This is a genomic window from Natrinema hispanicum (assembly GCF_900111485.1).
Taxonomy (GTDB): Archaea; Halobacteriota; Halobacteria; order Halobacteriales; family Natrialbaceae; genus Natrinema; species Natrinema hispanicum_A.
In genome coordinates, this window is record NZ_FOIC01000010.1 from 47,098 (window position 1) to 71,671 (window position 24,574).

Below are 24,574 nucleotides of genomic sequence, written 5' to 3' on the forward strand. Positions count from 1 at the left end.
CCTCCGGCACACTTAAGCAACACGGCACCGAAGTTCGGTAATTCCGCTTCTCAGGCTGTCTGCCACTCGAGTTCGACCCGGGTCCCGTCTGCCCGACAGGTCTCGAGGGCGTGTTTGGCGGCGAAGCCAGCCTCGTGGGCACTTTTGCCGCGGCCGACACCGACCTGCATCTCGACGTCGACGGCCTCCTCGACGTGGCCGAGTGCCTCCTCGTAGTCGTCGGCCTCGAGGTCGGGACAGACGACGATGACGTTGTCGCCGCCGACGAAAAACGAGAGGCTGTCGTGGGCATACCGCATGTGACGCATGAGTTCGGCATACCCCTGCTCGATCTCGATGAAGGTATCGAAGGCGTTGAGCTCGTCCGTGTAGTTGCCGGTGGCGTTGATCACGTCGAAGTGAGCGATCTGGATGTCGTCGTCGGCCCGGTAGGGCTCGTCGATGACCCGCCCCTCGAGACACTCGCGGCGGTGTTTGTCCTGTGCGCTGCCGGCCTCCTGGAGGCGTGCAGTCGCGTCGGCCAGCGCTTGGACGGGGTTCGTGCCGGTCGCGATGCCGAGACTGAGCGTCACGGGATAGCGATTGCCGACCGACTCCTGTAAGAGCGCGTGGTCCTCGCGGTCGAGGCCGTTCGTGACGGCGATCATGTTGTCGAAGCGAGTGAAGAAGGTGTAGCCGCCGCGGTTGCCGACAAACTGGGAGATGTCCGCGTACAGCCGGGACTGCATGGTCTGGAGATCGGCCTCCCGGCGCGGTTCAGGGGTCACCGTCCACGGCCCGTAGTTGTCGATCTGGACGAGCGTTACCTGCGTGTTAGTCACTGTAGGCGATTCTTTCGAACGGCGTCGTATAAGTGATACGCAATCCAGTTCCGTGATGCGATGCGAAAACCGGCGTTATGCAGGAACCTTTTCGGGGTCTTTGCCCTGCGGGTGGTACTTCCAGAAATTGCCGGCGCGCATGGCCTTGCCGACGGCCTTGTGCATGTCGAGGATCGTCTCGAACTCGGTCACGTCGTCGTCGATGTAATCGAAAATCTCGCTCATCGCGACGATCGTCTCGTGGTTGATCCGAATCGGGTAGTCGCCGTACTCGCCGACGAACTCGTCGCGGTCAAGCGGGAAGTCCTCCTGCTCGTCGACTTTGTCCGCGATGACCCGCATGTCGAACTTGCGCATCCCCTCGCTGCCTTCCTCTCCGTCGGGATCGACTGGCCAATCGTTGCTCATACCCCGACGTGTGCAGGGGACCCGCAAAAGGATTACTCCTTGGCGCTGTCATCTCGTCGGTCGTGGACACGCTCGAGCGCGTTCACTTCACGCCGAGAACCGTAGATATAAGTTACAATAGGTCAACAGTTAGAACGGAAGTCGAACTCGAGAAGCAGGGGCGCATCGAAATGTCCCGGGTGCTGGACCCACCCGAGATGTGGCTTCCAAATCCCAAGCCGGGATTCAGTTGCCATGATTGCGTTGATTCTACCGGGATATAAACAACCCGCACGACAGCAGAATCGCAGGACGGAAGCAGGATCGACCCAGTCACACAGGACCGGAGGTCGCGATGGATAGCGATCCGACTGCAGGCGGCGACAGTTCGGCGCTGCCCGACTGTCCCCGTTGTGGCAAGCCGGTCGCGTTCTCGGCGGCCACCGGTCCCTACACCGGTTCGGTCAGTCCCTGTGGCTGTTCGGTCCCGCCGGACCTGCTTGCAGACCTCTGGGACTGACTGGCTCGACGGTCGCAAAGAAATTACAAATCGTCTAATACGAAGGAGTCAGTCAGTGTCGCGTACCCGCACTCGGCCGTGTGGGGACGCTGGAACACGAGACCGCTGAGTAATCAGAGCGGTGTCTCGCGTCTTACGATTCGGTTGTGTACAGATACACCGCACCGATGGCGACGATTGCTTCGGTGACTTTCGTGATGACGGCCATCGGGTTGAGACTCCCCTGCATGTAGAACGCGTCGATGCTGAACCCTTGGAAGACGAACAGGGCAATGATCGTGGCGATCGAATAGGCCGCCGCAACGAGATAGAGCGTCTGGTTCCAGTAGGGAGTCAGGTAGATGACGACGCCACCAAGGAAGCCAAGCCCGTTCAGGATGAACAGGATCCCCATCATCTGATTGAATCCCATGGCCCGGGGGGCGAGTACCAAATGAAGGATTCCTGTCACAACTGCTGCGAGTATCACCAGATACCCGACCGGGTTCGATGGGAGACTGATCAGCGAGTCGGTTCGTCCTGCCGCCGTTGATTGCGCAGACATTATCCGACTTATTAGGCCAGCACTTGATGGGTCGTACTTCGATTCCAATATTGTGGGAACGATAGCTATCTTCTATACTTATTTCATTCTATCGGCGGTATTGGTGGACAGGACGCGCGCTTTCGGAGATATACCGGCAGTATTGTTATAGAGTGTGCGTCCCGTGACTGTGTATTCGACCGATGAACGCACACTCGGCGAGCTGATTCGACACGAAACAGGAGAAAACGACGGGAAAGTAATACTGCAGGACAAACCGGTTCAGATCACCACCGACGACACACCCGCGAGCCCTTGTCGGTGTGACGAGACTCAGGTCCAACCAGTTACTAGTCGTCGGCCGTTTCTGTATCCGCTTTCTCACCCAGCACTTCCTCGCGGTGTTCGTCGAGCAGCGGCGCGCGACCGCGGGGCTTGGGGTTCGTCTCAGTCATCTTGATCGGGTTGCCCGCGATCTCGACGTCCGTGTCGGCACCGGGCTGTTCGACCGGCACGAGCATGTCCCGCGTGTGAACGTGCGGGTCGTCGAAGATCTCCTCGGTGGTCTGGACCGGCGCGGCTGGCACACGACCCTCGAGTTTGTCGACGAGTTCGTCGTTGGTCTGTGCGCGGGTCCACTCGGCGATCTCCTCGCGCAGCGCGTCGCGGTGCTCTAAGCGCTCGGGCGTCGTGGGGTAGTCCTCGGCGAGATCCTCGCGATCCATCACGTCGCACAGTTCCGCCCAGTGGTTGTTGTTGAACGCGGCGATGACGGCGTAGCCGTCGTCGGTCTCGAAGGCGTTGTAGGGGAACAGCGTCGGGTGGGAGTTGCCCCGGCGGGTGGGGGCGTCGCCGGTGTAGGACTGCTGGTAGATGGCGCGCTCGGTGAAGCTGATCATCGAGTCGTACATGCCGGTGTCGACGTACTGGCCCTCGCCGGTCTGTTCGCGGTGGTTGACCGCAGCCAGAATGCCGATACAGTTCAGCGTGGCGGTAAAGAGGTCGCCGACACCGGGGCCGGTCTTCGTCGGCGGGCCGTCGGGCTGGCCGGTGGTCTCCATGACGCCACCGAGCGCCTGCGCGATGAGGTCGAAGGAGGGTTGGCCCTGTCGATCGGTTTCGCCCGTGCGCGGGTCGCCAAAGCCACGGATCGAGGAGTAGATGATGTCCTCGTTGTACTCTGTGAGCGTTTCGTAGCCCAGCCCGTACTTCTCCATCGTGCCCGAGCGGTAGTTCTCGACGACGATGTCGGCTTCCTCGACGAGCGAGAGGAAATCTTCGCGGTCTTCTTCCTCGCGGAAGTTCAGCTCGATACTCTTCTTGCCGCGGTTAACACTCTGGAAGTAGCCACCGTAGGCTTCCGCCTCGGGATCGTCGACGAACGGCGGGTTCGAGCGGATCATATCACCGCCCGGCCGTTCGATCTTGACGACGTCCGCACCGAGGTCCGCAAGTAACATCGTGCAGTACGGCCCAGCCAGCACCTGGGTCAGATCTAGCACGCGAAGGTTGGAAAGTGCTCCCATGTCTGTACGCTCTCTTCTGAAACCATCCCCAAAACCCTTACCATCGATCATGAAGTTGGTTCGCTGTACCGCGGTTAGTGGCAACACTCACCATTTGGACACTCATAGGATGTTTAAAGAATATTATCATGGAAGATCATTAAGTTTATACCCACGTTCCTCATGGTTCTGCATACGATGTCCCAAACGGTCGTCCTCGGCGTGATTGGCTCCGATGCCCACGTCGTTGGCATCACAATCTTAGAGCAAGCCTTCAGTGCAGCCGGCTTCGATGTCGTGAACCTCGGCGTCCAAACCTCCCAAGAGGAGTTCGCCGAAGCCGCGGTAGCCCACGACGCACAGGCTGTACTCGTTTCCTCGCTCTACGGCCACGCCGAGCAGGACTGCCAGGGATTCCATGACGTCCTCGAAGCGGCGGGTGTCGATGCCGTCAGCTACATCGGCGGCAACCTCGCTGTCGGACAGGACGACTTCGAGCAAACTCGGAAGACGTTCCGGGAGCTCGGCTTCGATCGCGTCTTCGACTCTGAAACCGACCCCGAAGACGCGATCGCTGCGCTGCGCGAAGACCTCGAGATCACTCCGACCGAGTCGGAACGCGCAACTATTAGTTCTTAGATGTCTAGATGATACGAGACGAACGCATACCATCCGACGAGCTACAGCGTATCGACGAAGAGATCCGGTCGAACTGGCCGACGGGAGCCGATGTCGACTTCGAAGAAGCGATCGAGTACCACGAATCGCTGCCCGAACACAAGCGATTCGCTGACGTCCTCGAGTCGGCGGACAAACCGCTCTTACAGCCTCGAGCCGGTGTGCCCCGGCTCGACGACCAGATCGAACTGCTGGAATACCTCCACCAGGAGGGCCAGGCAGATCTGCTGCCGACCACGATCGACTCGTACACGCGTGACAACGAGTACGAGAAGGCCCAGCAGGGCTTAGAGAAGGCCCGCGAGACGGGCGATGACACCCTGAACGGCTTCCCGGCCGTCAACCACGGCGTCGAGGGCTGCCGGAAACTGATCGACGCGATCGACGCGCCGATCGAGGTCCGTCACGGCACGCCGGACGCCCGGCTGCTGGCGGCAATCACCTTCGCCGGCGGCTTCCAGAGCTTCGAGGGTGGCCCGATCTCCTACAACATTCCGTACACCAAACGCCACGGCCTCGAAGAGACCATCAAGCGCTGGCAGTTCGTCGACCGGTTGGCAGGAGCCTACACCGAACGCGGCATTCGGATCAACCGCGAGCCGTTCGGCCCGCTGACCGGGACGCTGGTCCCGCCGTCGATCGCGATCGCGATCGGGATCGTCGAGGGGCAGCTAGCGGCGACCCAGGGCGTTCGGTCGATCACGCTCGGCTACGGACAGGTCGGCAACGTCGTCCAAGACGTCGCTGCCCTGCAGGCGCTTCGGAAACTCGCAAACGAGTACCTGCCCGACGAGGTCGTCGTCACCACCGTCTTCCACGAGTGGATGGGCGGGTTCCCGCCGGACGAAGCCCGTGCGAACGGTGTCATCAGCCTCGGCGGCATGACCGCTGCCATCGCCCAGCCCGATAAGGTCATCACCAAGTCGCCCCAGGAGTTCCAGGGGGTTCCGACCAAGGAGGCAAACGCCTCGGGCCTGCGCACCACGCGTCAGGTCATCGACATGGCCATTGAACAGAAGATCGACATCGACGGCATCGAAGAGGAACAGGACCTCATCGAGCGCGAGACCCGCTGTCTGATGGATACGATCTTCGAACACGGCGACGGCGACGTCGTCCAGGGAACGCTCAAAGCGTTCGACTCCGGGGCACTCGACGTGCCCTTCGCACCCAGCGACAGTGCGAAGGGTGCCATCTTGCCCGCACGGGACGACGACGGTCGCGTCCGCATCTTCGAGTGGGCCGACCTCGCGATGGACGACGACATCAAAGAGATTCACAAAGCGCGACTGTCCCAGCGTGCCGACACCGAGGGGCGCAAACAGTCGTTCCGGATGGTTGCAGACGACGTCGACGCGATCAGCGACGGCAAACTCATCGGTCGCCCCCAGGGCGACGTGAAACTATGAATATTACAGGCATATACGCAACGCCCGGCTACTCCGGGTTCTTCTTCGACGACCAGCGCGCGATCAAGCAGGGAGCAGAACACGACGGCTTCACCTACGAGGGTGAGCCGGTCACCAATGGCTTCGACGAGATTCGCCAGGCCGGCGAATCGATCATCGTCGACGTCGAACTCGAAGACGGGACCGTCGCCCGCGGCGACTGTGCCGCGGTCCAGTACTCCGGTGCCGGCGGGCGTGACCCGCTGTTCAAAGCCGAGGAGTACGCCCCCGTCATCGAAGGCCCCGTCGCCGACGAACTCGAGGGCCGCGACGCCACTGACTTCCTCGACAACGCGGAGCTGCTCGAGGAGATGGAAGTCGACGGCGATCGGCTCCACACGGCGATCCGCTACGGTGTCTCACAGGCGCTGCTCGGCGCGGCGGCCGAAGCCGAGAACACGACGAAGACGGACGTCATGGCCGATGCCTTGGGTACCGAGCCCGCGACGGAGCCGGTCCCCGTCTTCGGTCAGTCCGGCGACGACCGCTACACCAACACCGAGAAGATGTTCATCAAGGGCGTGCCGGTCCTGCCCCACGCGCTCATCAACAGCGTCGAGAAGATCGGCGAGAACGGCGAGACCTTACTCGAGTACGTCGAGTGGCTCGTCGAGCGCTCGCAGGAACTCGGTCCAGAAGACTACGATCCGCGCTTCCACATCGACGTCTACGGGATGATCGGCGAGATCTTCGGCGCACCGTACGACCGCGACGAAGTGGTCGACTACTTCGCCGCACTCGAGGAAGCCGCCGCACCCTACCCGATCCAGATCGAGGGGCCGATGGACGTCGGCAACCGCGAAGACCAGATCGCGGCGATGGTCGAACTCCGCGAGGGACTCGACGACGCCGGCGTCGACGTCGACATCGTCGCCGACGAGTGGTGTAACACCTTCGAGGACGTGCAGGCGTTCGTCGACGCCGGCGCGGCCGACCTCGTGCAGGTGAAGACGCCCGACCTCGGTGGCATCCACCGCAGCGGACAGGCAGTTCGCTACTGTGAAGGCACCGACACGCGGGCCTACCTCGGTGGGACCTGCAACGAAACGGAAACCTCTGCGCGTGCCTGCGCCCACGTCGCACTCGCGACGAACGCCGCGCAGGTGCTCGCAAAGCCCGGGATGGGCTTCGACGAGGGGTACATGATCGTCGAAAACGAGATGCGACGAACGATCGCGCGACGAGCACGCAACCAGCCACAACAGACTGACGAGGTGACTGCAGATGACTGATTGGACAGATCCCGATACGTTCGCACAGGCACTCGAGCAAGTCGAAACCAAAGAGAAGGGCAGTTGTTTCGAGGACTTCGAAGAAGGCGATGTCATCGAGCACGACCCCGGGCTCACCCTCACCCAGTTCGGCAACGAACAGTGGATGGGCCAGACGCTCAACCACGACCCCGCCTACTGGCGCACCGACGCCGCCGAGGAACGGGGCTTCGAGGAGCCGCCAGTCCACCCCGACTATCTGACCGCGGCAACGCTCGGTATCACCGTCGAAGACCTGAGTGAGAAGGGTGGGTACTTCCTCGGTCGCACCGACGTTCGCTTCCCCGGCACGCCGGTCTATACGGGTACTGAACTCCACGTCGAGAGCGAGGTCGTCAACCGCGCTACCTCGAGTTCCCGACCCGAGTACGGCATCGTCTCGTGGCGGACCCGCGGGAAAGACGCCGAAACCGGCGAGGTGCTGTGTTCCTACGAGCGCACGAACATGATTCCGCGTCGCGAGCCCGTCGCGACTGACGGCAGTGGAGCCGCCGCTGCCGAGGAGGAAGACGACGAACCCGAGCTCCCCGACGAGTTCATCGCCCCCGAAGGCGGCTACTTCGAGGACTTCGTCGCCGCGCTCGAGGAAGCCGATGACGAAAACGCCGCCGTCGCCTATCGCCACGAACGCGGCCGCACGCAGGACGACGTGACTGTCGCCTCCTTGCCGCTGGCGACGCTCAACACGGCCAAACAACACCACAACGTCGACGTGATGTCCGACTCTCCCTCCGGTGACATCGTCACCTACGGCGACGTGACCCGCTCGACGGCGCTGGGCCACGCTCGCTCGGACGAGCAGACCTGGCGTGAAGTCGGCTTCGACGACGAATCGTTCCATACGTTCGTCGCCGTCGGCGACACCGTCTACGCGTTTACGCGCGTCCTCGAGGCCGAAGACGACGCCTCGAGCGACGAAGCCGGTACTGTCACCTTCGAACACATCGCGTTCAACCAGGACGACGAACCTGTCTACTCGGGAACGCGAACCGCGGAGATTCGAAAGCGTTCTAACTAACACGATCGATCGTTACAAACGACCGCAGACGACTACCAATTCAAATCATGACTGACGACATTCGACTCTGCCGTACGTTCCAGACTGCACCGGCCGCCGTTCCGAAAGACGACTCCGCGAAGTATCTGCGCTCGGGTCTTGAAGCCGAGGGCTTCCAGGCCCCCGACTGGCTCGTCCCCGACATGGAAGACGGCACCGCGCCGAACATGAAAGACGAGGGCCTCGAGAACACGATCGATCTCGTCCCGGACTACGACTTCCCCGGCGAGATCTGGCCTCGCGTCGAGTGGAGCTACGAGGACGCCTCGTTCCGCGACCGCGGTCGCGAACAGATCGACCAGCTCGTCGGCGAAATCGGCGACGAGATCGATGGCGTCGTTGTCCCCAAGGTCGGCCGCGTCGAGGACGTCAAACGCGCCGCCGAAGCCGTTGCCGAAGCCGAGTCCGAACACGGCTACGCTGATGGCTCGATCAAACTCTCGATCATCATCGAGACCGGCCGCGCCCGCTCGGACCTCCGTGAAATCTCCAAATTCGGTGAAGACTCCCGGCTCACCGCTCTCGTCTTCGGCCCCGTCGACTACGCGGCCGAACTGGGTGCGCGTGACCTCGGTGACGGCCGCCCGCGCTGGGACGGCCTCCTCGAGGCACTCTCGAACGAAGCCAGCGCCGCCGACCTGCTCTGTATCGGCGGCCCCTTCGACGACCTGTTCAAGGAACGCGCCGGCCTGACCTACTACAACGCCGACGCCTATGCCGACCAGGTCGAACACGAAGCCCACCTCGGCCTCGACGGCTCCTGGTCGCTGTACCCAAAGCAGACGATCCAGGCCAACACCGTCCACATGCCCACGCCCGAGGAACTCGAGCGTGACGTGAGCAAGATCGAACGCTTCAACGAGGCCAAAGCCGAGGGGACCGGCGCGGTCACGCTCGACGGCCAGATGGTCGACGAAGCGACGTTCAAGGTCTTCCGCAACACGGTCCAGCAGGTCCGTGCGATCGACGAGACCCGCCCCGCACAGACTGAAGAATACTACGACGAGGACCTGCTCGAGCGCGCTCGCGACCTCGAGCTGTCGTACACGTAACGCGCGCAATCGGCGGCTGATTGCGATTTCACTCGCGGTTTCTTTTATCAGCGGGATGTAAGACGCATCCGCCAGAACCAGCGTTAGAGAGTGACCAGCGTCGCGTCCGCGGCCGCTGCCGCGGCGCGCTCGAGTAAGTCGTCGGGCTCGGCTGCGAGCAGCGGCTCGAGGCGGGCGTTGGTCTCGACGCGGCCAGGTGTGACACGGTTGCAGCCGGCATCGATCGTCGAATCGGTGAACGTCCCGATCTCGCGGGCTTTCGCGACGATGTCTGCTTTGTCCCACGTCAGCAGTGGCCGGTGAATCGGGAGCCGTGTCGCACGGCTGGTCACCCCGAGATTGCGGACGGTCTGGCTGGATTTCTGGCCGGCTGCCTCACCGGTGACGATACCGTTGGCATTGACGCGGTCGGCCAGCGTTTCGGCGGCGCGGTAGAAAAAGCGACGCAGCGAAAGCATTCGGCCCTGTTCCATCTCGTTGACCAGCAGATCAACCGTCTCACCGCCCGGGATCCGGTAGACTTGCATGTCGAAGTTCGGTGCGTACGTCGAGAGGATCCGGACAGTCTCCATCGCACGTGCTTCGTGGTCGATGCCGCCGTAATCGCCGAGATCGACGTAGGCCGGGACGACCGGGCTGCCCCGGCGCATCATCTCGTAGGCCGCGACCGGCGAGTCGATCCCGCCGCTGACCAGCGCGATGACCGGTTCCTGTGAGCCAAGCGGCAGCCCGCCCGGGCCAGGAACCGTCTCGAGGTAGATGAAAGTCAGCTCCTCGCGGACTTCGACGCCGAAGGTCAGGTCGGGATCGTCGAGATCGACTTCGGGTTCGAAGTCGTCGTCAACGGCCTCCCAGATGGCGGTCCCGCCCTCGCGAGCGATATCTTCGCTGTCGTAGGGCAGGGTCTTGTCGGCGCGGCGAGCGTCGACGGCGAACGTCCCACCGTTGTAGCACGCGCGGGCGGTCTCCTCGAGGGCTTCGATGATCCGTGCTTTCTCGGTGCTGACGACCAGGGCGGGACTCGCGGAGACAACGCCGAAGGCGTCCGTGACGGCCGCGGTTGCGTCCTCGATGGCGTCTTCGCTCGTGTGAATCAACGGCCGGTTCCACCGGCGTTCGACCTCGCCGGGAATCGAGCGGTCAGCGAGAAGGGCCTCGATGTTTTCGACGAGGAGCCCCTCCATGTACCGCTTGACGGTGTTGCTCTTGGTGTTGACGTCCCCATGACGGACGAGGACGGTGTCGGCTCCCGGGGGATGCATGGGCTGTGATAGATGGTTGCGACTATAAGGGGATTACGAGGTGCGTATCGGTCTCGAGCGGTCGAGCGCAGACCCACCGTCTCAGACGGCGGACTCGTCGACCGTCGGACTCAGACTACCAGTATAGGTGTAAATCCCGACGACGAGCACGACACCGGCCAGTAGCGGAATGACGGCACTGAGCGCGTAGAGCACGTCGAAGCCGATCGCGTCCGCGAAGGGCAGTGAGATCAATGGGCCGAGCGCACCGCCGACGTCACCGAAGACGTTGTTGGTCCCCATCGCCCGCCCCATACGGTCCTCGGGCGTGAGATCCGCCAGCAGAGCGGTCAGGGGGCCGCCGACGCCGCCCTGTCCCGCGCCGATCAACGTACAGCCGGCGACGACGATCGCAAGCGAGTGTGCAACCGTCAGGACCGCGAACCCGGCACAGCTCGTCACGAGAAAGGCCAGCAGGACCGGAACCCGAGCGCCGACGCTGTCGCTGATTTTTCCACCGGAGATCGTGAAAACGGCTCCCGAAAGTGCCGAGACAGCCATCAGCAGGCCGGACGTACCCTGTTCGCCGTATTCGATGCCAATTCTCGCAACCTCGACGGCGAGCGTCATCGATTCGGCCTCGAGATACAACACGAGCGTCGAGAACAGCACGCCGAAGTACGCGAAGTAGAGTCCGAAGTTGACTAGCCCGATGGTTAGCGCGGGCAGGGTGGTCTCGACGTCCCACGGTCTGACCGACGAGTCGGGGCTGTCGACGTGCGTTTCGGGGACGATGACGTACGCAATGACGCTTGCGAGACCGGCAAACGAGGCCGCAAGGACGAACGCAGCGACGTTGCTGTAGACTTCGCTGACGATCCCACCGAGGACCATGCCGGCGGGGAAGCCGAACGTGATTCCGGCGCGGACGATACCCATGCTCGTCCCGCGTGAGTCTGCCTCGCTGGTGTCGGCGGTAATCGTATACGCCGTCGCGAACACGAGGGCGCTGCCGACGCCCCACAGGATCCGCGCGAGGACGAACCAGAATTCGGGGACCGTAGAGGTGATCGCGACCACGTAGCCGGCGGTCGCAGCACCCTCGATGGCAAGCCCCGCAACGAACGGCGTTCGGGTACCGATTCGATCGACGAGCACGCCGGCGGGCGCGTTCGCGAACAGCCGCGTCCAGCGGTTCGCCGAGAGGATGACGCCGACCATGAACGCCGAAATCCCGAGCACTTCGCCGAGATTCGGCAGGATCGGAAAGACGACGCCGCCGCCGAAGCCGACGAAGAAGGTACTCGCGACGACGGCATAGACGACTGAGCGGGCGGAGTCACGACTCGAGTCAGACACGAATAGTCACGATCTGGTTCGGAGCAATCACTGGATTCCGACGAGTTTCGATTCGGACGACTGTACGTATGAGCAGTGCTTATGTATTCCGACACCTCTGTCGAGGCCGGCGCAGGCGAAGGGCCGACGGTTCGACGTGGGTCAAGCCGCCCAATCCAACGGTGACGACGGACCTCGAGTGCGTGTGACCGGGCTGCGACGCGAGACGATCGAGATTAGAACGTCGTGAGTTCGCCTTCGATCACGCTGCGAGTGATCTCGGTGACGTTAGCGAGTTCACGGTTGACGATCGCTTCGACGTCAGCGTCGACGTCGGAGACCGCAACGCCGTCGTCGGTAACGAGCTGGACGTCGGCGACGTGGGGTTGGTCGATCGGCCGGCCGATCTGGGAGAGCAGTCGGACGCGAAGGTCACGGATGCCGTCGACCTCGCTGACGACGCTCTCGGCGATCTCCGTCGAGAGGAGGTTGTAGATCTTTCCGATGTGGTTGACCGGGTTTTTCCCGCTGGTCGCTTCCATCGACATCGAGCGGTTGGGCGTAATGAGCCCGTTCGCACGGTTCCCCCGACCGACAGAGCCGTCGTCACCCTGTTCGGCGGACGTCCCGGTGACGGTCAGGAAGATCGAGCCCTCCTCGTAGTCGTCGGCCGTGTTGACGTGGACGGCAACCTCGCGGTCAGTGTGTTCGCGAGCGACGCCATCGACGAACTCTCGGACGGACTCGACGGCCTCGATGTAGTCGTCGAGATCGGCGATGTATTCGTCGACCATCGCTGCGGCGACGGTGACGTCGATCGTATCGCCCTCGCGTTTGCCCATGATCTTCACGTCCGGGCCGACTTCGGGGTTTTCGGCCGCGTACTCGCCGTTTAGTCGGCGCTCGGCTTCGCGGACGATCTGTTCGGTCTCGGTCAGCGGCGCGTGGCCGACGCCGAAACTCGTATCGTTTGCCATCGGGACGCTCACTTCGTCTTCGCCGAAGACTTCCTGCAGGTCGCCGCTGCCCTCACCGAGTTTGACGTCGACGACGATGTCCTCACCGACGGTCAGGTGGGGAATCTCAGACTCGAGGTATTCGCGGGCGGCCCGTAGCGCGATGGTCTCGGCGGGGATGGCCTGCCCGTCGTAGTGTTTGGTCGCGCGGCCGACGATCAGCAGATAGATGGGGTCGACGACTTCGCCGCCGCCGAAGGCGGGTGCGGCTTCGCCCGCGACGAGTTGGGTCTCGTCGGTGTTGAAGTGGAGGACTTCACCGACACGGTCGATGTACTCGCGGGCGAGCGCTCCGGCGACGCTCTCGGCGATTCCGTCACAGATAGAGTCGGGGTGACCGATCCCCTTTCGTTCGACGATCTCGACCTCCTGATCCTCGACCGCTTGCCGGTCGATAGATTCGACTCGAATGTTCCGCTCGCTCATTGGCGGCACTTGACCGAGCGTGGTCGTATAACTTGCGGAAACAGATACAAGTCAGAAAATGCTTGCTGGTTATTCGAGAGTCGATCAGGACTCGAGCAGCAGGCCTAGATACGACGTCCGTAACTGGTCGTCGGGATCGAGTTCCAGCCGCTCGAGGACCTCGTAGGCTCCCTCTCGAGCGTCCTCGAGGTCGGCTTCGGCTGCGACTTCGGTCTCGACTTCGACGTACTCGCCGACGTCATCGACCGAATCGAGGGTGATCGTGTACCCATCGAGCGAAAACCGTTCGCGGTCCTTGCGGACGGTCGCGGTGGGTTCGAAGCCAAGGCTTGTCAGGATTGCGTCGGTCGTCTCTGCGTCTTCGATCCCGGTTTCGAACTCCTCGCGGGTCTTCGTCTCCTCGTCGACGAGCGGGCCCTTGTAGGTGACGCGGGTTTTTTCGGCACTGTCGGCGGGGCGCTCCGAGCGAATCCGCAACGCCTCGTCGGTCTCGGCGAAATCACGATGTGGCGCGTTGTAGTAGGTATCTGCCTGGACGACCGAGCCCAGCCGTGTCGCCTCCCGTGTTTCGAGGCGGTCACGAACGGCCTCGAGATCGGCGGGTACCTTCACTTCGACCTCGTACATAGTCTCGAGAACGGACGACGGTCGTAAGTATCGGTCGCTCTCGCCCGAAAACGTCGTACTTAAATGTAGACGGGCGGACGTACAACGTATGACTGAGGATCAAGAGGCCGAGCTCGACGAGCAGGCCGATGACGTCGACGAAGAAGTAGCTGAGGAAGCCGCCGACGAAGCCGAGGGGCTTCAGGAAGGCGACTTCGTCGAACTCGACTACACCGCCTACACCGTCGAGGACGAACAACTGGTCGACACGACCGACCCCGAAGTCGCCGAAGAAGAGGGCGTCGACGACCAGGGCCAGGAGTTCAAGCCGCGAACGATCGTCCTGGGCGAGGGCCACATCTTCGAGGGCGTCGAGGACGCCCTCGTCGGTGCCGAACCCGGCGACTCCGGCTCCGTGACGATCCCCGCCGAGGACGCCTTCGGCGAGTACGACCCGGACAACGTCCAGACCGTCAGCGCAGACAAGATCGACGAGGACGACCGTTACCCCGGTGCGAACGTGCAGATCGACGGCCAGCAGGGCTACATCAGCACGATCATCGGCGGCCGCGCCCGTGTCGACTTCAACCACCCGCTGGCCGGTGACGACGTCGAGTACGAGTACGAGATCCTCGAGGTCGTCGACGACCGCGAACAGCAGGCCGCCGGTCTCTTCGAGATGTACCTCGGGATGGAGCCCGAACTCTGGATCGAGACGGACGAAGTCGAGGAAGAGGTCCCCGTCGAACCCGACGAAGACGACGAGGACGCCGAACCCGAATTCGAGACCGAAACCGTCGAGAAGGAGACGCTCTACCTCGAGTCCACGCCCCAGATGACGATGAACCAGCAGTGGATGATGGGCAAACAGCAGATCGGTCAGGACATCATCGAGAAGGTCGGCGTCGACCGCGTCATCGTCCAGGAAGTCATCGACGGCATGGGTGGCATGGGCATGGGCGGTATGATGGGCGGCATGGGCGGTATGGGCGGCGGCGACATCGAGGACGCCCTCGAGGACGCCGACGTCGATGCCGACGAGATCGTCGAAGAGCTCGAAGGCGCAGAGGAGTAACACAGCCCGCCAAATTCTGTTGTTTTTCGAAACCGATACTGACGAGTTCGAACGCGCGTTGGTTCCAGTTTTCACCGCGGGCAAAGAGCGGTGCATCGATGGCGCCCGGCCAGCCGTCGCTGAGTCTCGCTGGGACTGAGAGAGGCAGCCGGACGCCTGTCAGTCTGTGCCAGTGCGACCGCGACCGGCCTGCGGGCCCACCGGGCGGGACACCAGCCCGTCTCAGTTGAAGCCGTTGTCGACGCGTTACGCGATGTCGCGGCTCGTGTCGATCGCCACTTCCTCGGTCAACTCGAGTTTGATCGCCTCGGTCGGCTGGCGGCCGCCACGGAACTTCGGTATCGTCAGGTGATTTTCGAGTTCGGTGCCGGCGATCTCGGTCCGGAGATCGAACACGGCATCGACGGCATGGTAGGTCCGCATCCGGTTTGCGGGTTCATTGTGGCCCTTCAGGCAGTGGAGCATGGCGATGCTGCCGGTCTCGAGCATCGTGGACTTGAGTTCGTTGAGAAAGTCGACGTAGTCGTCCGTGTCGGTCCGTTCTAAGACGTCCAGCGTGTCGATGATGAGGTTGGCACCGTCGGGGAGCGCGCCGATGAGCTGTGTCGCTTCCTCGAGGGGCGTGTCACTGGCGACGTGTCTGACCGTGGGGCTGCCGACCGAGGACGGCGAGGTCTCGATGGCGTGGCGGACGGCATCGTCGGTGCGTTCGGTCGAGAGATACAACGTTCCGCGCGCGGCCGTAAGCTCGTAGAGGAGGAGTTCGGACTGGCTGGCTGGCTCGGCAGCAAACGCGACGAGACACCCCGGCGGCAGTCCACCGTCGAGTTTGCGATCGAGCACGCTGATTCCGGTATCCAGCCGACCGACCATACAATTGTAACCAATTGCTGTAGTGCCTGTATAACTCTTTGCCTTAGTATCATGGTCTCCGTTAATAAGGAACATGATATGTCGCGCGCCCGGTTCGCATCTCGTGTCAACTGGCTCGCCGCCTCGAATGGAGAGATTCAAGGGGCACGCCACAGCCTACACGAACGAATGCGCCACGATCACCTCATCACGAGCAAACAATTCTCGCGGGCGGACATCGAGACCGTCCTCGATTACGCGGCCGAGATCGACGCCGACCCGTCGGCCGTCGCCGACCGTCACGCTGGGACGTTGCTCGGGCTGCTCTTTTTCGAGCCGAGCACGCGGACGAAGATGAGCTTCGAGACCGCGATGAAACGCCTCGGCGGCGATGTCGTCGATATGGGCTCAATCGAGTCCTCGAGCGTCAAGAAGGGGGAAACGCTCGCAGATACCGTCCGCGTCATCGAGGGATACGCCGACGCGTTGGTCTTGCGCCATCCCAAGGAGGGGGCAGCGACGATGGCCAGCGAGTTCGTCGACGTCCCGCTGGTCAACGCGGGGGACGGTGCGGGCCAGCACCCGACTCAGACGATGCTCGATCTCTACACGATCCGGGAGAACGCCGGCTTAGACGATCTGACGATCGGCATCATGGGCGATCTGAAGTACGGCCGGACCGTCCACTCGCTGGCCTACGCGCTGACGAACTTCGACGCCCACCAGCACTTCATCAGCCCGGAGAGCCTGCAGTTGCCCCGTGAGGTCGTCTACGACCTCCACCAGCAGGACGCGCCGGGAATTCGTGAACACGACTCCTTAGAGGAGATCCTGCCATCGCTGGACGTCCTCTATGTCACGCGGATCCAGCGCGAGCGGTTCCCCGACGAAAACGAGTACCAGAAAGTCGCCGGCGAGTACCAGATCGATTCCGACACGCTCGAGGCCGCAAGCGACGACCTGACGATCATGCACCCGCTACCCCGCGTCGACGAGATCGCCCCCGAGATCGACGAGACCGAGCACGCGGCGTACTTCGAGCAGGCCCACAACGGCGTGCCGGTTCGGATGGCGCTGCTGGATCTGCTGTTGAGCGACGACAAGGCGATCGGAGGTGAGGGAGATGAGTAACGATCACGACCACCACGACGGCAACGACGAGCACGAACTGCGGGTCAGCAAGATTCGTGACGGGACCGTGATCGATCACGTCCGTGGCGGGCAGGCACTGAACGTGCTCGCGATCTTGGGCATCGACGGCAGCGACGGCGAGGAGGTTTCGGTCGGGATGAACGTTCCCTCCGATCGGCTCGCGCGCAAGGACATCGTCAAGGTCGAAGGCCGCGAGCTGAGCCAGGACGAAGTCGATGTCCTCTCGCTGATCGCGCCCGATGCGACCATCAACATCGTCCGTGACTTCGACGTCGTCGAGAAACACCGCGTCGAACGGCCCGACGTCGTCGACGGTGTCCTCTCCTGTCCCAACGCCGGCTGTATCACGACGAGCGGTGAACCCGTCACCTCTCGATTCGCGGTTCTGGAAGACGGCGTGCGCTGTGGGTACTGTGGGACGATCGTCCGTGAAGAAATCGCGTCCCTGATCGACACGTAAGCGGCTGTCGACTGTCCTTGGTTTCTCGCCGAGACGATCATCCAGAATACCTAAGTATTTGCCACCCAATCTCCACCTGTACATGTCACGTACTGTCAAGATCGTACTCGCCCTGTTCGTTGTCGCCGTCCTCTACAAAGTCACGTTCGGCGGCTCCGACGACGTCGAAGTCGACTACGACCCGGCTGAATAGGCGACTGCTGGACAACCCGATCGAGACTGATCGCACACCTGTTGCGATCGGGTGGAGAGACAGGAGAGCACTCTATTCCGAACGGCTTACGGTGACGGCGGCGTACCCTGAATTATGTACGGCGTCGTCACCCGTAACGCCGAAGAAGTACGATGGCCGGAGTTCGAGCGCGGCTTCTACGAGGTCAAAGACGTGACCGGTCGGTCTTCTGACCCGATCGCCGACGGGGTCAATATGGTCTCTTGTTTCGGCGATAACGCCGCTGCCGACGCCGATCCGTCGCTGATGCCCGTCGACGACATGGGTCGGCCAGCCGACCGCCAACAGCCCTACTTCGACTGGGCCTACATCTGTCCGTCCCGCGAAGACTACCGGGAGGGTCTGTTCGAGGTCATCGACGACTGTGTCGCCGAAAACGAGGACGTGCGTCTCGACGATATCGGCTTCCCACGCGCTGAATACTGCCACTGTGGCGTCTGCGAGCAGGCGTTCGAGGCAAGCGAGTTCGACGACCGCATGGAATGGCGCGCCAGCGTCATCACCGAGTTCGTCGAGGAAGCCGTCGATCGCATTCCTGGGACCGTCTATATGACCCTTTACCCCGATCCCTACCCCGGCCACCTCTACGAGCGCGCCGGCATCGACCTCGAGGCCATCGAGGAGTATGTCGACGAGTTCGTCGTCCCGCTGTACGACACGAATTATGGGACGACCTACTGGCTCGAGACGATCGCCAAAGGGTTCGAAAGCGCACTCGAGACGCCGTTTAACATCGAACTGTACGCGGTCAACGTCGACATCGACAACCTGATCCACGCGAGCGAAGTCGCCCAGGAGTACGCCAAGGGAGTCTTCTTCGGCTACGATGCGGGCAGCGGCCGCGCGGCCCTCCGCCGGATGCAGGCCGACGAGCGCGAGGGTGTCACTCACGGTGAACCGGCTTCGGAATCGGATTCCTGATACTGGCGACTATCAGTGCGAAAGCGGCCATCGCGTGCAGCGTCGCTTTCTGACACGGACCTCCGTCAGTGGAGTCCGGAGAGCAGGCGTCGTTCGAGCGGGATTTCGTAGCCGGCTGGCACCAGCTGGAACCCGACAACGACCCGGTCGGCATCCGACCAGCGCTCGAGCGAGTGACGGACGCGCTTTAGTAACAACTGAAGCGAGTAACACACCGATCGCACAGCCCTCGTGCGCTCGCGTGTGCAGTAACGTTCAGTGGCTACTATGGTCTGGCCCAGTTAGACTGCCTGAACGGGGATTTCCGTCTGACGCATGACCTGTTCGGTGACGCTGCCAAGCGAGGTTCGGCGGTCGTCGGTCACACCGCGTCGTCCCATCACGATCAGATCGACATCCTCGCGTTCAGCGAAGGTGACGATCTCGTCCCAGGGGTTGCCACGTCGACACTCGTGCTCGACTTCGACGCCGAGGGTGTGGCCACGTTCTTCGATCTCTTTGAGCAGTTCCATGGCCTCGTCTTCGTGTTTCTCGTGGTCGACCTCGACAGTGCCGAGCGCTGGCGGTCTGCCGTATCGCCGCTCGTCGACGACGTAGAGACACACCACTGTTGCATCGTATTGCGCCGCGAGGTCGAGTCCATGGTCGATGCCACGGTCGGCTTGTTCGCTCCCGTCGGTTGGAATCAGGATCGTATCGTACATTATTCAGATGATGATTGAACCTGCCCCGTGGAAAAACTACTACCGTTTCTCAAAACCTGTTTCCCGTCTTGACGGTCGGCGCGAGCACTCACTGGAGACATCGCTACCGGTCTGGATCAGGTGAGCCGTTCGGGTCCGGGTTCGCTGTGGTCGCAGTCGCTGCCTGTATCGTGTCGTACTCCGAATCGCTGTAGGCGATTAGACGAATGTCCTCAAGCGTGTCCGGATCGTAGTCGGCGGTCACGTCAGCGATGATTGCTGCTCCCTCCTCGAGATCGAAGCCGGCAACGCCACAGCCAAGTGCCGGAATCACGAGCGACCGGCAGCCGAGTTCGTCGGCTTTTGCGAGACTGTGATGGGTCGCGTTCCGAATGCTTTCGGCGGTCGCCTGACCGTCACCGTAGTGGGGCATTGCAGCCGCGTGGATGACGTATTCGGCGTCGAGGTCGTAGGCGTCGGTGACTGCGACGTCGCCGAGATCGACCGGTCCCTTCGCCATTGCGTCCTCGTTGATCTCCGCGCCCGCGCCGCGTCGGAGCGCCCCGGCGACACCGGAGCCCATCCGGAGGCTCGTGCCAGCGGCGTTGACGAGCGCGTCGGCTGACTGTGCGGCGATATCACCCTGGACGACGTCGTACTCCATGTGCGGTCGTTCCGTACCAAGCCCAATGAAGCTACTCGTGAGACCGATCCGTGGGACCCGCTTCGACGCGGCTCATGCCGTCCGAACCCAGTCGGTGGCGATCAGATTGGGCTCGACATCGGCGCTTGCAACCCCGTAAAACTTCTCGCGACCGACTGGAGTCCGCAGTCGGAGCACGCACGTGTAGTCGGTTACCTCGAACGCAGTCACGGAACGGGTAGACCGCTGGTGATCGAATCGAAAGCGCTGGTCTGCATCCGCCTCGGTGGTGATTCGGTTGCCAAGCGACCAGCTCAGAGATTCGATGCGTTCGATATCGACGTCGAACAGGTGGGCGACCAAATCCCGACCGCGCCGTTCCATTGGCCCCTGTGACCTGTTCTCGTGTGAACTCATATGACGATGAAATCGCTCCGGTACGAAAAAAGGTACTATCTTCGTGTGGTATCCATCAACGACTGATACGGACTCCTCCCAGTCAGTGCCGGCACACCCGCGACCCGTCATGCGAGTACGCCGGTACACAGTGATAGCAGACCGTATGAACCAATCGAACAGGAGACTGGTCGCCGGACGCCGTTGTCCAGCACCACGTCTTAGGCCGACCAAAACCTTTTTAGAATTAGGCTCGCCTAACTCATCGTGATGGACGTGCCCGCTCGCAGGGAAGACACAGACGCAGCCGATACTCCAGAGTTCGAGGAGCCAGCAGTAGCCGTGACGAGTCACGAAACCCGCCCCGGAAAAGTTGTTTTCACCGAACAAAACAACAGCGACGGCTGGATCGCGACGGATCTGATCGTCGACCTCGAGCCCTAAGCTCGCTGTCGTTCGAGACGCCCAGCATCTCGCTCGTCGCTACTGCCAGTTACTGCACATTCGATCGCGTGGCCGTTATGCGATCGGTGTGACTCGTTGACAGTGCTGTACGCGTCTCGATCGCACCCGGCGCTTCGCTTCTATTGGACTTGGTCAAAAAGCCGTCTCTGCTGGTCGGCCCTCCGCTCCAACAGCCGTCGACGCGCCGTCGGACCGTGTGTCTGCGTCGGTCGCTGTGAGGGTCGTGCTTAGTGTGTCGCGTCTTTGCTGACCAGCGTGTCGTCTTCGAGGTAGTGTTCGAAGTGGTGGCCGTCTTCCTCGAGGTCGACGAGGATCTCACGCAGGATCTCGCCGGTCGCCGGGTCGCCCAGGTTCTCGGCGAGTTCGATGCTGTCGCGCATCGATTCGATGATGTCGCCGTATAGTTCGAGGTCGTGTTCGAACATCGTACGGACGTCGTAGACGTCTTCGCCCTCGAACTCGACGGTGGCGCGTTCTTCTTGGGCTGTCGGGCCCGAGACGGGGACGCCACCGAGCGCCTGTGCGCGCTCAGCGATCTCATCTGCGCCGTCCTCGACGTGTTCGTACGCCTCTTCGAGGAACCGGTGGTGTGCAAGGAAGTTGTCTCCCTCGACCACCCAGTGGTGTTTTTTCAACTGGTGGTAGAGGACGTAGGCGTTGGCCAACTCCGTGTTTAGCGCGTCGACGATCTGTTCGGCCTTGTCCTGCTCGAGGCGAAGGCTGTTCTCTTTGACGCTGTCAGCCGACTGGCGGACGGTCTTTTGAGTGCTCATCCTCTCTATGGATAGACTCGCAACTCACTTAAAACCAGTCTATCAGTAAAGATTTCTTTGGTATGCCTAAAGATCTGTTTTCGAGATACTGTATCGAGTTAGTTTCTATTTGAAGAGACCTGTTATCGAATGACACTGCTAGCATACCCTTTATTTTTTCGGAGCTGAGTAAACATTTTCAACATGGAGGTCCAAGGGAGGAGTATGGCAACCAGAATTGCACAGCGGCGAGAGCGGCTCTACGTCGATGGCGAGTGGCTCGAGACCGAAGACGTGCTCTCGGTTTCGGATCTCGCTGAAGGTGGAGCGTTCGCACAGGTCGCCGCTGCGGGACCGGCGGAGGCGCGGGCCGCGCTCGCAGCTGCCCACGAGAGCAAGCCGACGCTTCGGGAGACGACTGTCGTCGAGCGCGCGACGTGGTGTGAGTCCATCGCCGAGAGACTCCGTGAGCGCACGGAGGAACTCACGGAGGTCATCGTCCGCGAGGCCGGCAAACCGATATCGTCGGCTCGCGGCGAGGTCGAGCAGGCGGCCGAGCGGTTCGACCGAGCGGCCGAGGAAGCACGCACCATCGTCAGCAACGGCGAATACCGCGAGGGGTCGACAGCGGGCCACGAGGGCTGGCAGGCGATCGTCAAGCACGAGCCGATCGGTGCCGTCCTCTGTATCACGCCGTACAATTATCCGCTCGCGACGACGGCACTGCAGGTCGCGCCCGCGATCGCGGCCGGTAACAGCGTCTTGCTCAAACCCGCGAGCAAGACACCGATTTCGTCGGCGATCCTCACCGACATCATCGCCGATGTCGACGGGATTCCGGACGGTGCGTTCAACTTCGTTCCAGGCGAAGCCAGCGAAATCGGTGACGTCCTCGCCGGCGACGACCGCATCAACGCGATCGCCATGACTGGCTCCTCGGGCGCGGGCAAACACGTCGCCCGCGAGAGTGGCATGGTCAACCTGCATATGGAACTTGGTGGGAACGCCCCAGCAGTGGTCTTCGACGACGCCGACCTCACGGACGTCGCGGGCAACTGTGCCAAAGGCTCGTTCAAGTACGCCGGCCAGCGCTGCTCGGCCATCTCGCGCGTGCTCGCCCACGAGTCGGTTCACGACGACCTCGTCGACATACTCGACGGCCAGATGGACGCCTGGCAGGCTGGCGATCTCTTCGACGAGAACACCGCATTCGGCCCTCTCATCAGCGTGGAGCAAGCCGACTGGGTCGAAGAACTCGTCGACGACGCCGTCGAGAAGGGCGCGGAGATCGTCCGCGGCGGGGAACGGCGTGCCCCCGAGGGCGTCCCGGACGAACTCGCCGACCAGTTCTTCGAGCCCACGCTGCTCGCAAACGTCCCACACGACGCCCGCATCGTCGACGAAGAACAGTTCGGCCCCATTGCAGCGATCACGACGTTCGAGGACGAGGCGGAAGCCCTCGAGATCGCCAACGGCTCCGATCTCGCACTCGACGCAGCGGTCTTTACAAGCGATTACAAGCGCGCGATGCGGATGGCAGAGCGCATCGACGCCGGTGCGGTCCGCATCAACGGCGCGCCAAGCCACGGCCTCGGCGACATCCCCTTCGGCGGTAACAAGGACTCGGGCATCGGCCGCGAAGGGCTCGACGCCTCGATCCACGCAATGATGCGCAAGAAGAGTATCGTGCTGTAGGACGGCTGTGTGTTCCGTCAGCAACTATTGATGGGGGTTCGTCGACTCACGCCCCTCGTCCTGCCAGTTTGTTCTCAAAACGAGAACGATTCCGTGGCAACGACTCTCTCAGTTTCGTCTCCGACGGCAACTGCGGTAATCGTTCCCGACGCCCCTGACTCGTACTCGAGTGTCGTCGCTTGGCCGACCTCAGTTAATTCGTCGCGCAAACCGTTTTGATCACGTATCTCGAGTCGATCGACTCCGTCGCTTTTGGCCGTGAACGTCACCGTCACCGTCCGCGCCACTGAATCGGCGTCGATGGTCACACCCGCCTGCAGTTGTGGCGGTTCGCTGCCACGTTCGGCGAACAGATCACGGTACTCGTAGTCCGCGGTCGGGATAGTTCTCGTCGCGACACCAACGGTGCCGTCGGTCTCGACCGTCACATCGTCGAATCGGTCTGCCATCGTGTCCTCGAATTCGTCCATCCGCTGGGAGTCGGCAGAGACGGCGACCATCGACTGCGTCGTCGTCTCCGGTCCGAGCGACCACGCATACGCGGCTCCATAACCATCTGCGTTGGCTTCGTTCTGTCGTTCGTGTTCTCCCCAAACGAAGGTGCTCAGTCCGATGTGGTCAAGCAGCGGCGCGAAATTCACGTCCGAATCGATGCGGCGATCCGCACCCTCAACACCCGCTGCGAGGATGGCCTCGAGTGCCGCGCCGTCGGACGGACTCACGATAAGGGTCTCCGACGAAACAGCAACCGAAACGCCATCACGTTCGAACGTGCCGAAATCGCCGGCTGCTGGCTCGAGTGCCGCATCAGCTGCGTCAGGATCGAACGAGCCGGCAACGACGACGTTCCCGGCGACGCCTTTTGACCCGAACCTACAAACCGAATCCACCGCCGACTCACCGTCCGCAAACTGTTCGACGAACGTGGCACTTTCCCCGTCGGGTAGCGTCGAAACGGCCTCGGTCACAGCCGGTTGCAGCGTGTCCTCGAGCTGTCGGACTGTCGTGAGGTCCCGGTAGTGAAAGAGGAGTTCCGCGCTTCCAGTGGCAGGGACCCATCGCTCGAGCGGTGTGAGCTCAGCCGCTCCCTCGTCCGTCTCACTGGTCGTATCGTCGGGTTCACCATTGTTGCCGGCACTTGATGTGGGATCGCCGAGACATCCTGCACCGGCCACAACGAGGCCCGTGCTCGCTCCCGTGGCCGCGAGTAGTTTGCGCCTCGAAATGTCTTTCATAGCGATACTAGCTGCTTGCAACCACTATAATATATGCCGATCCCGTTTCGATCGCCGTCTCTGAATCGGTGTTTGGCCCCCAATCATCGCCGAAGGACCTACCCACCTCGACAGTGGAGCATCG

The 24,574-nt window shown here is 62.2% G+C and carries 27 protein-coding genes; 13 read left to right on the forward strand and 14 right to left on the reverse strand.

Annotated features, from left to right (window positions below):
- Nucleotides 1-50: 50 nt before the first annotated feature.
- Both BSG09_RS10960 and BSG09_RS10965 read right to left on the reverse strand, forming a co-directional pair.
- Nucleotides 51-821 carry a GTP cyclohydrolase III gene (locus BSG09_RS10960; RefSeq protein WP_092933031.1) on the reverse strand — a complete coding sequence of 257 codons (771 nt, stop codon included), beginning with the start codon at nt 819-821 and terminating at the stop codon, nt 51-53.
- Nucleotides 822-896: 75 nt separating this feature from the next.
- Nucleotides 897-1,229 carry a DUF5785 family protein gene (locus BSG09_RS10965; RefSeq protein WP_092933033.1) on the reverse strand — a complete coding sequence of 111 codons (333 nt, stop codon included), beginning with the start codon at nt 1,227-1,229 and terminating at the stop codon, nt 897-899.
- A gap of 334 nt (nt 1,230-1,563) precedes the next feature.
- Between BSG09_RS10965 and BSG09_RS20820 the strand changes: the two genes are divergently transcribed.
- A complete protein-coding gene (locus BSG09_RS20820) occupies nt 1,564-1,728 on the forward strand; it encodes a hypothetical protein (RefSeq protein WP_175542192.1) in 165 nt (54 codons plus the stop codon).
- A 133-nt stretch (nt 1,729-1,861) separates the two neighbouring features.
- On the opposite strand, the gene BSG09_RS21285 is transcribed toward BSG09_RS20820, so the two are convergent.
- Nucleotides 1,862-2,272: a DUF7475 family protein gene (locus BSG09_RS21285; RefSeq protein WP_092933035.1), complete on the reverse strand. Its 411-nt coding sequence runs from the start codon at nt 2,270-2,272 to the stop codon at nt 1,862-1,864.
- A gap of 329 nt (nt 2,273-2,601) precedes the next feature.
- On the reverse strand, nt 2,602-3,777 hold the full coding sequence (gene mct, locus BSG09_RS10975) for a succinyl-CoA:mesaconate CoA-transferase (protein WP_092933037.1): 1,176 nt from the start codon (nt 3,775-3,777) through the stop codon (nt 2,602-2,604).
- Nucleotides 3,778-3,939: 162 nt separating this feature from the next.
- Between mct and glmS the strand changes: the two genes are divergently transcribed.
- Genes glmS through citE form a run of 5 tightly spaced genes read left to right on the forward strand, consistent with a single transcriptional unit; the run spans nt 3,940 to nt 9,262 of the window.
- Complete coding sequence (gene glmS, locus BSG09_RS10980) at nt 3,940-4,395, forward strand: methylaspartate mutase subunit S (protein WP_092933039.1); 456 nt, start codon at nt 3,940-3,942, stop codon at nt 4,393-4,395.
- An 8-nt stretch (nt 4,396-4,403) separates the two neighbouring features.
- On the forward strand, nt 4,404-5,843 hold the full coding sequence (locus tag BSG09_RS10985; RefSeq protein ID WP_092933041.1) for a methylaspartate mutase subunit E: 1,440 nt from the start codon (nt 4,404-4,406) through the stop codon (nt 5,841-5,843).
- Complete coding sequence (locus tag BSG09_RS10990; RefSeq protein WP_092933043.1) at nt 5,840-7,114, forward strand: methylaspartate ammonia-lyase; 1,275 nt, start codon at nt 5,840-5,842, stop codon at nt 7,112-7,114. Before BSG09_RS10985 ends, BSG09_RS10990 begins: the two co-directional genes overlap by 4 nt.
- Nucleotides 7,107-8,171: a 2-methylfumaryl-CoA hydratase gene (gene mch / locus BSG09_RS10995; protein ID WP_092933046.1), complete on the forward strand. Its 1,065-nt coding sequence runs from the start codon at nt 7,107-7,109 to the stop codon at nt 8,169-8,171. The genes BSG09_RS10990 and mch overlap by 8 nt, the downstream gene beginning before the upstream one ends.
- 47 nt (nt 8,172-8,218) lie before the next feature.
- A complete protein-coding gene (gene citE / locus BSG09_RS11000) occupies nt 8,219-9,262 on the forward strand; it encodes an L-malyl-CoA/beta-methylmalyl-CoA lyase (RefSeq protein ID WP_092933048.1) in 1,044 nt (347 codons plus the stop codon).
- Between the two features lie 83 nt (nt 9,263-9,345).
- Here the strand turns inward: citE and BSG09_RS11005 are convergent, their stop codons facing one another.
- From BSG09_RS11005 to cyaB, 4 genes are all read right to left on the reverse strand, one after another.
- Nucleotides 9,346-10,524, reverse strand: coding sequence for a tRNA sulfurtransferase (locus BSG09_RS11005; RefSeq protein ID WP_092933050.1), 1,179 nt, complete (start codon nt 10,522-10,524; stop codon nt 9,346-9,348).
- Between the two features lie 81 nt (nt 10,525-10,605).
- Nucleotides 10,606-11,862: an MFS transporter gene (locus BSG09_RS11010; protein WP_092933052.1), complete on the reverse strand. Its 1,257-nt coding sequence runs from the start codon at nt 11,860-11,862 to the stop codon at nt 10,606-10,608.
- Nucleotides 11,863-12,077: 215 nt separating this feature from the next.
- A complete protein-coding gene (locus BSG09_RS11015) occupies nt 12,078-13,283 on the reverse strand; it encodes a methionine adenosyltransferase (RefSeq protein WP_092933054.1) in 1,206 nt (401 codons plus the stop codon).
- 84 nt (nt 13,284-13,367) lie between these two features.
- Nucleotides 13,368-13,910, reverse strand: a complete 543-nt coding sequence (gene cyaB / locus BSG09_RS11020) for a class IV adenylate cyclase (protein ID WP_092933056.1) — start codon at nt 13,908-13,910, stop codon at nt 13,368-13,370.
- Nucleotides 13,911-13,998: 88 nt separating this feature from the next.
- On the opposite strand from cyaB, the gene BSG09_RS11025 reads away from it, so the two are divergent.
- Nucleotides 13,999-14,964, forward strand: coding sequence for an FKBP-type peptidyl-prolyl cis-trans isomerase (locus tag BSG09_RS11025; RefSeq protein WP_092933058.1), 966 nt, complete (start codon nt 13,999-14,001; stop codon nt 14,962-14,964).
- Nucleotides 14,965-15,210: 246 nt separating this feature from the next.
- Here BSG09_RS11025 and BSG09_RS11030 read toward each other — a convergent pair whose 3' ends face one another.
- The gene (locus tag BSG09_RS11030; protein WP_092933060.1) at nt 15,211-15,837 is read right to left on the reverse strand and encodes an RAD55 family ATPase; all 627 of its coding nucleotides are present in this window, start codon (nt 15,835-15,837) and stop codon (nt 15,211-15,213) included.
- 168 nt (nt 15,838-16,005) lie between these two features.
- Between BSG09_RS11030 and pyrB the strand changes: the two genes are divergently transcribed.
- From pyrB to BSG09_RS21575, 4 genes are all read left to right on the forward strand, one after another.
- Nucleotides 16,006-16,947 carry an aspartate carbamoyltransferase gene (gene pyrB / locus BSG09_RS11035; protein ID WP_092933062.1) on the forward strand — a complete coding sequence of 314 codons (942 nt, stop codon included), beginning with the start codon at nt 16,006-16,008 and terminating at the stop codon, nt 16,945-16,947.
- Entirely contained in the window at nt 16,940-17,428 is a 489-nt protein-coding gene (gene pyrI, locus BSG09_RS11040) for an aspartate carbamoyltransferase regulatory subunit (protein ID WP_092933064.1), read from the forward strand. The genes pyrB and pyrI overlap by 8 nt, the downstream gene beginning before the upstream one ends.
- 307 nt (nt 17,429-17,735) lie before the next feature.
- On the forward strand, nt 17,736-18,581 hold the full coding sequence (locus BSG09_RS11045; RefSeq protein ID WP_092933066.1) for a hypothetical protein: 846 nt from the start codon (nt 17,736-17,738) through the stop codon (nt 18,579-18,581).
- Between the two features lie 68 nt (nt 18,582-18,649).
- Nucleotides 18,650-18,772, forward strand: a complete 123-nt coding sequence (locus BSG09_RS21575; protein WP_277613171.1) for a hypothetical protein — start codon at nt 18,650-18,652, stop codon at nt 18,770-18,772.
- 90 nt (nt 18,773-18,862) lie between these two features.
- On the opposite strand, the gene BSG09_RS11050 is transcribed toward BSG09_RS21575, so the two are convergent.
- The 3 genes from BSG09_RS11050 to BSG09_RS11060 all read right to left on the reverse strand — a co-directional run bounded on the left by BSG09_RS11050 (nt 18,863) and on the right by BSG09_RS11060 (nt 20,324).
- Nucleotides 18,863-19,285: a universal stress protein gene (locus BSG09_RS11050; protein ID WP_092933068.1), complete on the reverse strand. Its 423-nt coding sequence runs from the start codon at nt 19,283-19,285 to the stop codon at nt 18,863-18,865.
- Between the two features lie 103 nt (nt 19,286-19,388).
- Nucleotides 19,389-19,928: a macro domain-containing protein gene (locus BSG09_RS11055; protein WP_092933070.1), complete on the reverse strand. Its 540-nt coding sequence runs from the start codon at nt 19,926-19,928 to the stop codon at nt 19,389-19,391.
- A 72-nt stretch (nt 19,929-20,000) separates the two neighbouring features.
- Complete coding sequence (locus BSG09_RS11060) at nt 20,001-20,324, reverse strand: hypothetical protein (RefSeq protein WP_092933072.1); 324 nt, start codon at nt 20,322-20,324, stop codon at nt 20,001-20,003.
- 249 nt (nt 20,325-20,573) lie between these two features.
- Here BSG09_RS11060 and BSG09_RS20825 point away from each other — a divergent pair, with 249 nt between their 5' ends.
- A complete protein-coding gene (locus tag BSG09_RS20825; RefSeq protein WP_008010337.1) occupies nt 20,574-20,747 on the forward strand; it encodes a hypothetical protein in 174 nt (57 codons plus the stop codon).
- 248 nt (nt 20,748-20,995) lie between these two features.
- On the opposite strand, the gene dpsA is transcribed toward BSG09_RS20825, so the two are convergent.
- Nucleotides 20,996-21,541 carry a DNA starvation/stationary phase protection protein DpsA gene (dpsA, locus tag BSG09_RS11065; protein WP_092933074.1) on the reverse strand — a complete coding sequence of 182 codons (546 nt, stop codon included), beginning with the start codon at nt 21,539-21,541 and terminating at the stop codon, nt 20,996-20,998.
- 204 nt (nt 21,542-21,745) lie between these two features.
- Between dpsA and BSG09_RS11070 the strand changes: the two genes are divergently transcribed.
- Nucleotides 21,746-23,215 (forward strand): aldehyde dehydrogenase family protein, encoded by a 1,470-nt coding sequence (locus tag BSG09_RS11070; RefSeq protein ID WP_092933076.1) that lies wholly within the window; start codon nt 21,746-21,748, stop codon nt 23,213-23,215.
- A gap of 74 nt (nt 23,216-23,289) precedes the next feature.
- Here the strand turns inward: BSG09_RS11070 and BSG09_RS11075 are convergent, their stop codons facing one another.
- The gene (locus BSG09_RS11075) at nt 23,290-24,450 is read right to left on the reverse strand and encodes a hypothetical protein (RefSeq protein ID WP_092933078.1); all 1,161 of its coding nucleotides are present in this window, start codon (nt 24,448-24,450) and stop codon (nt 23,290-23,292) included.
- Nucleotides 24,451-24,574: the final 124 nt, after the last annotated feature.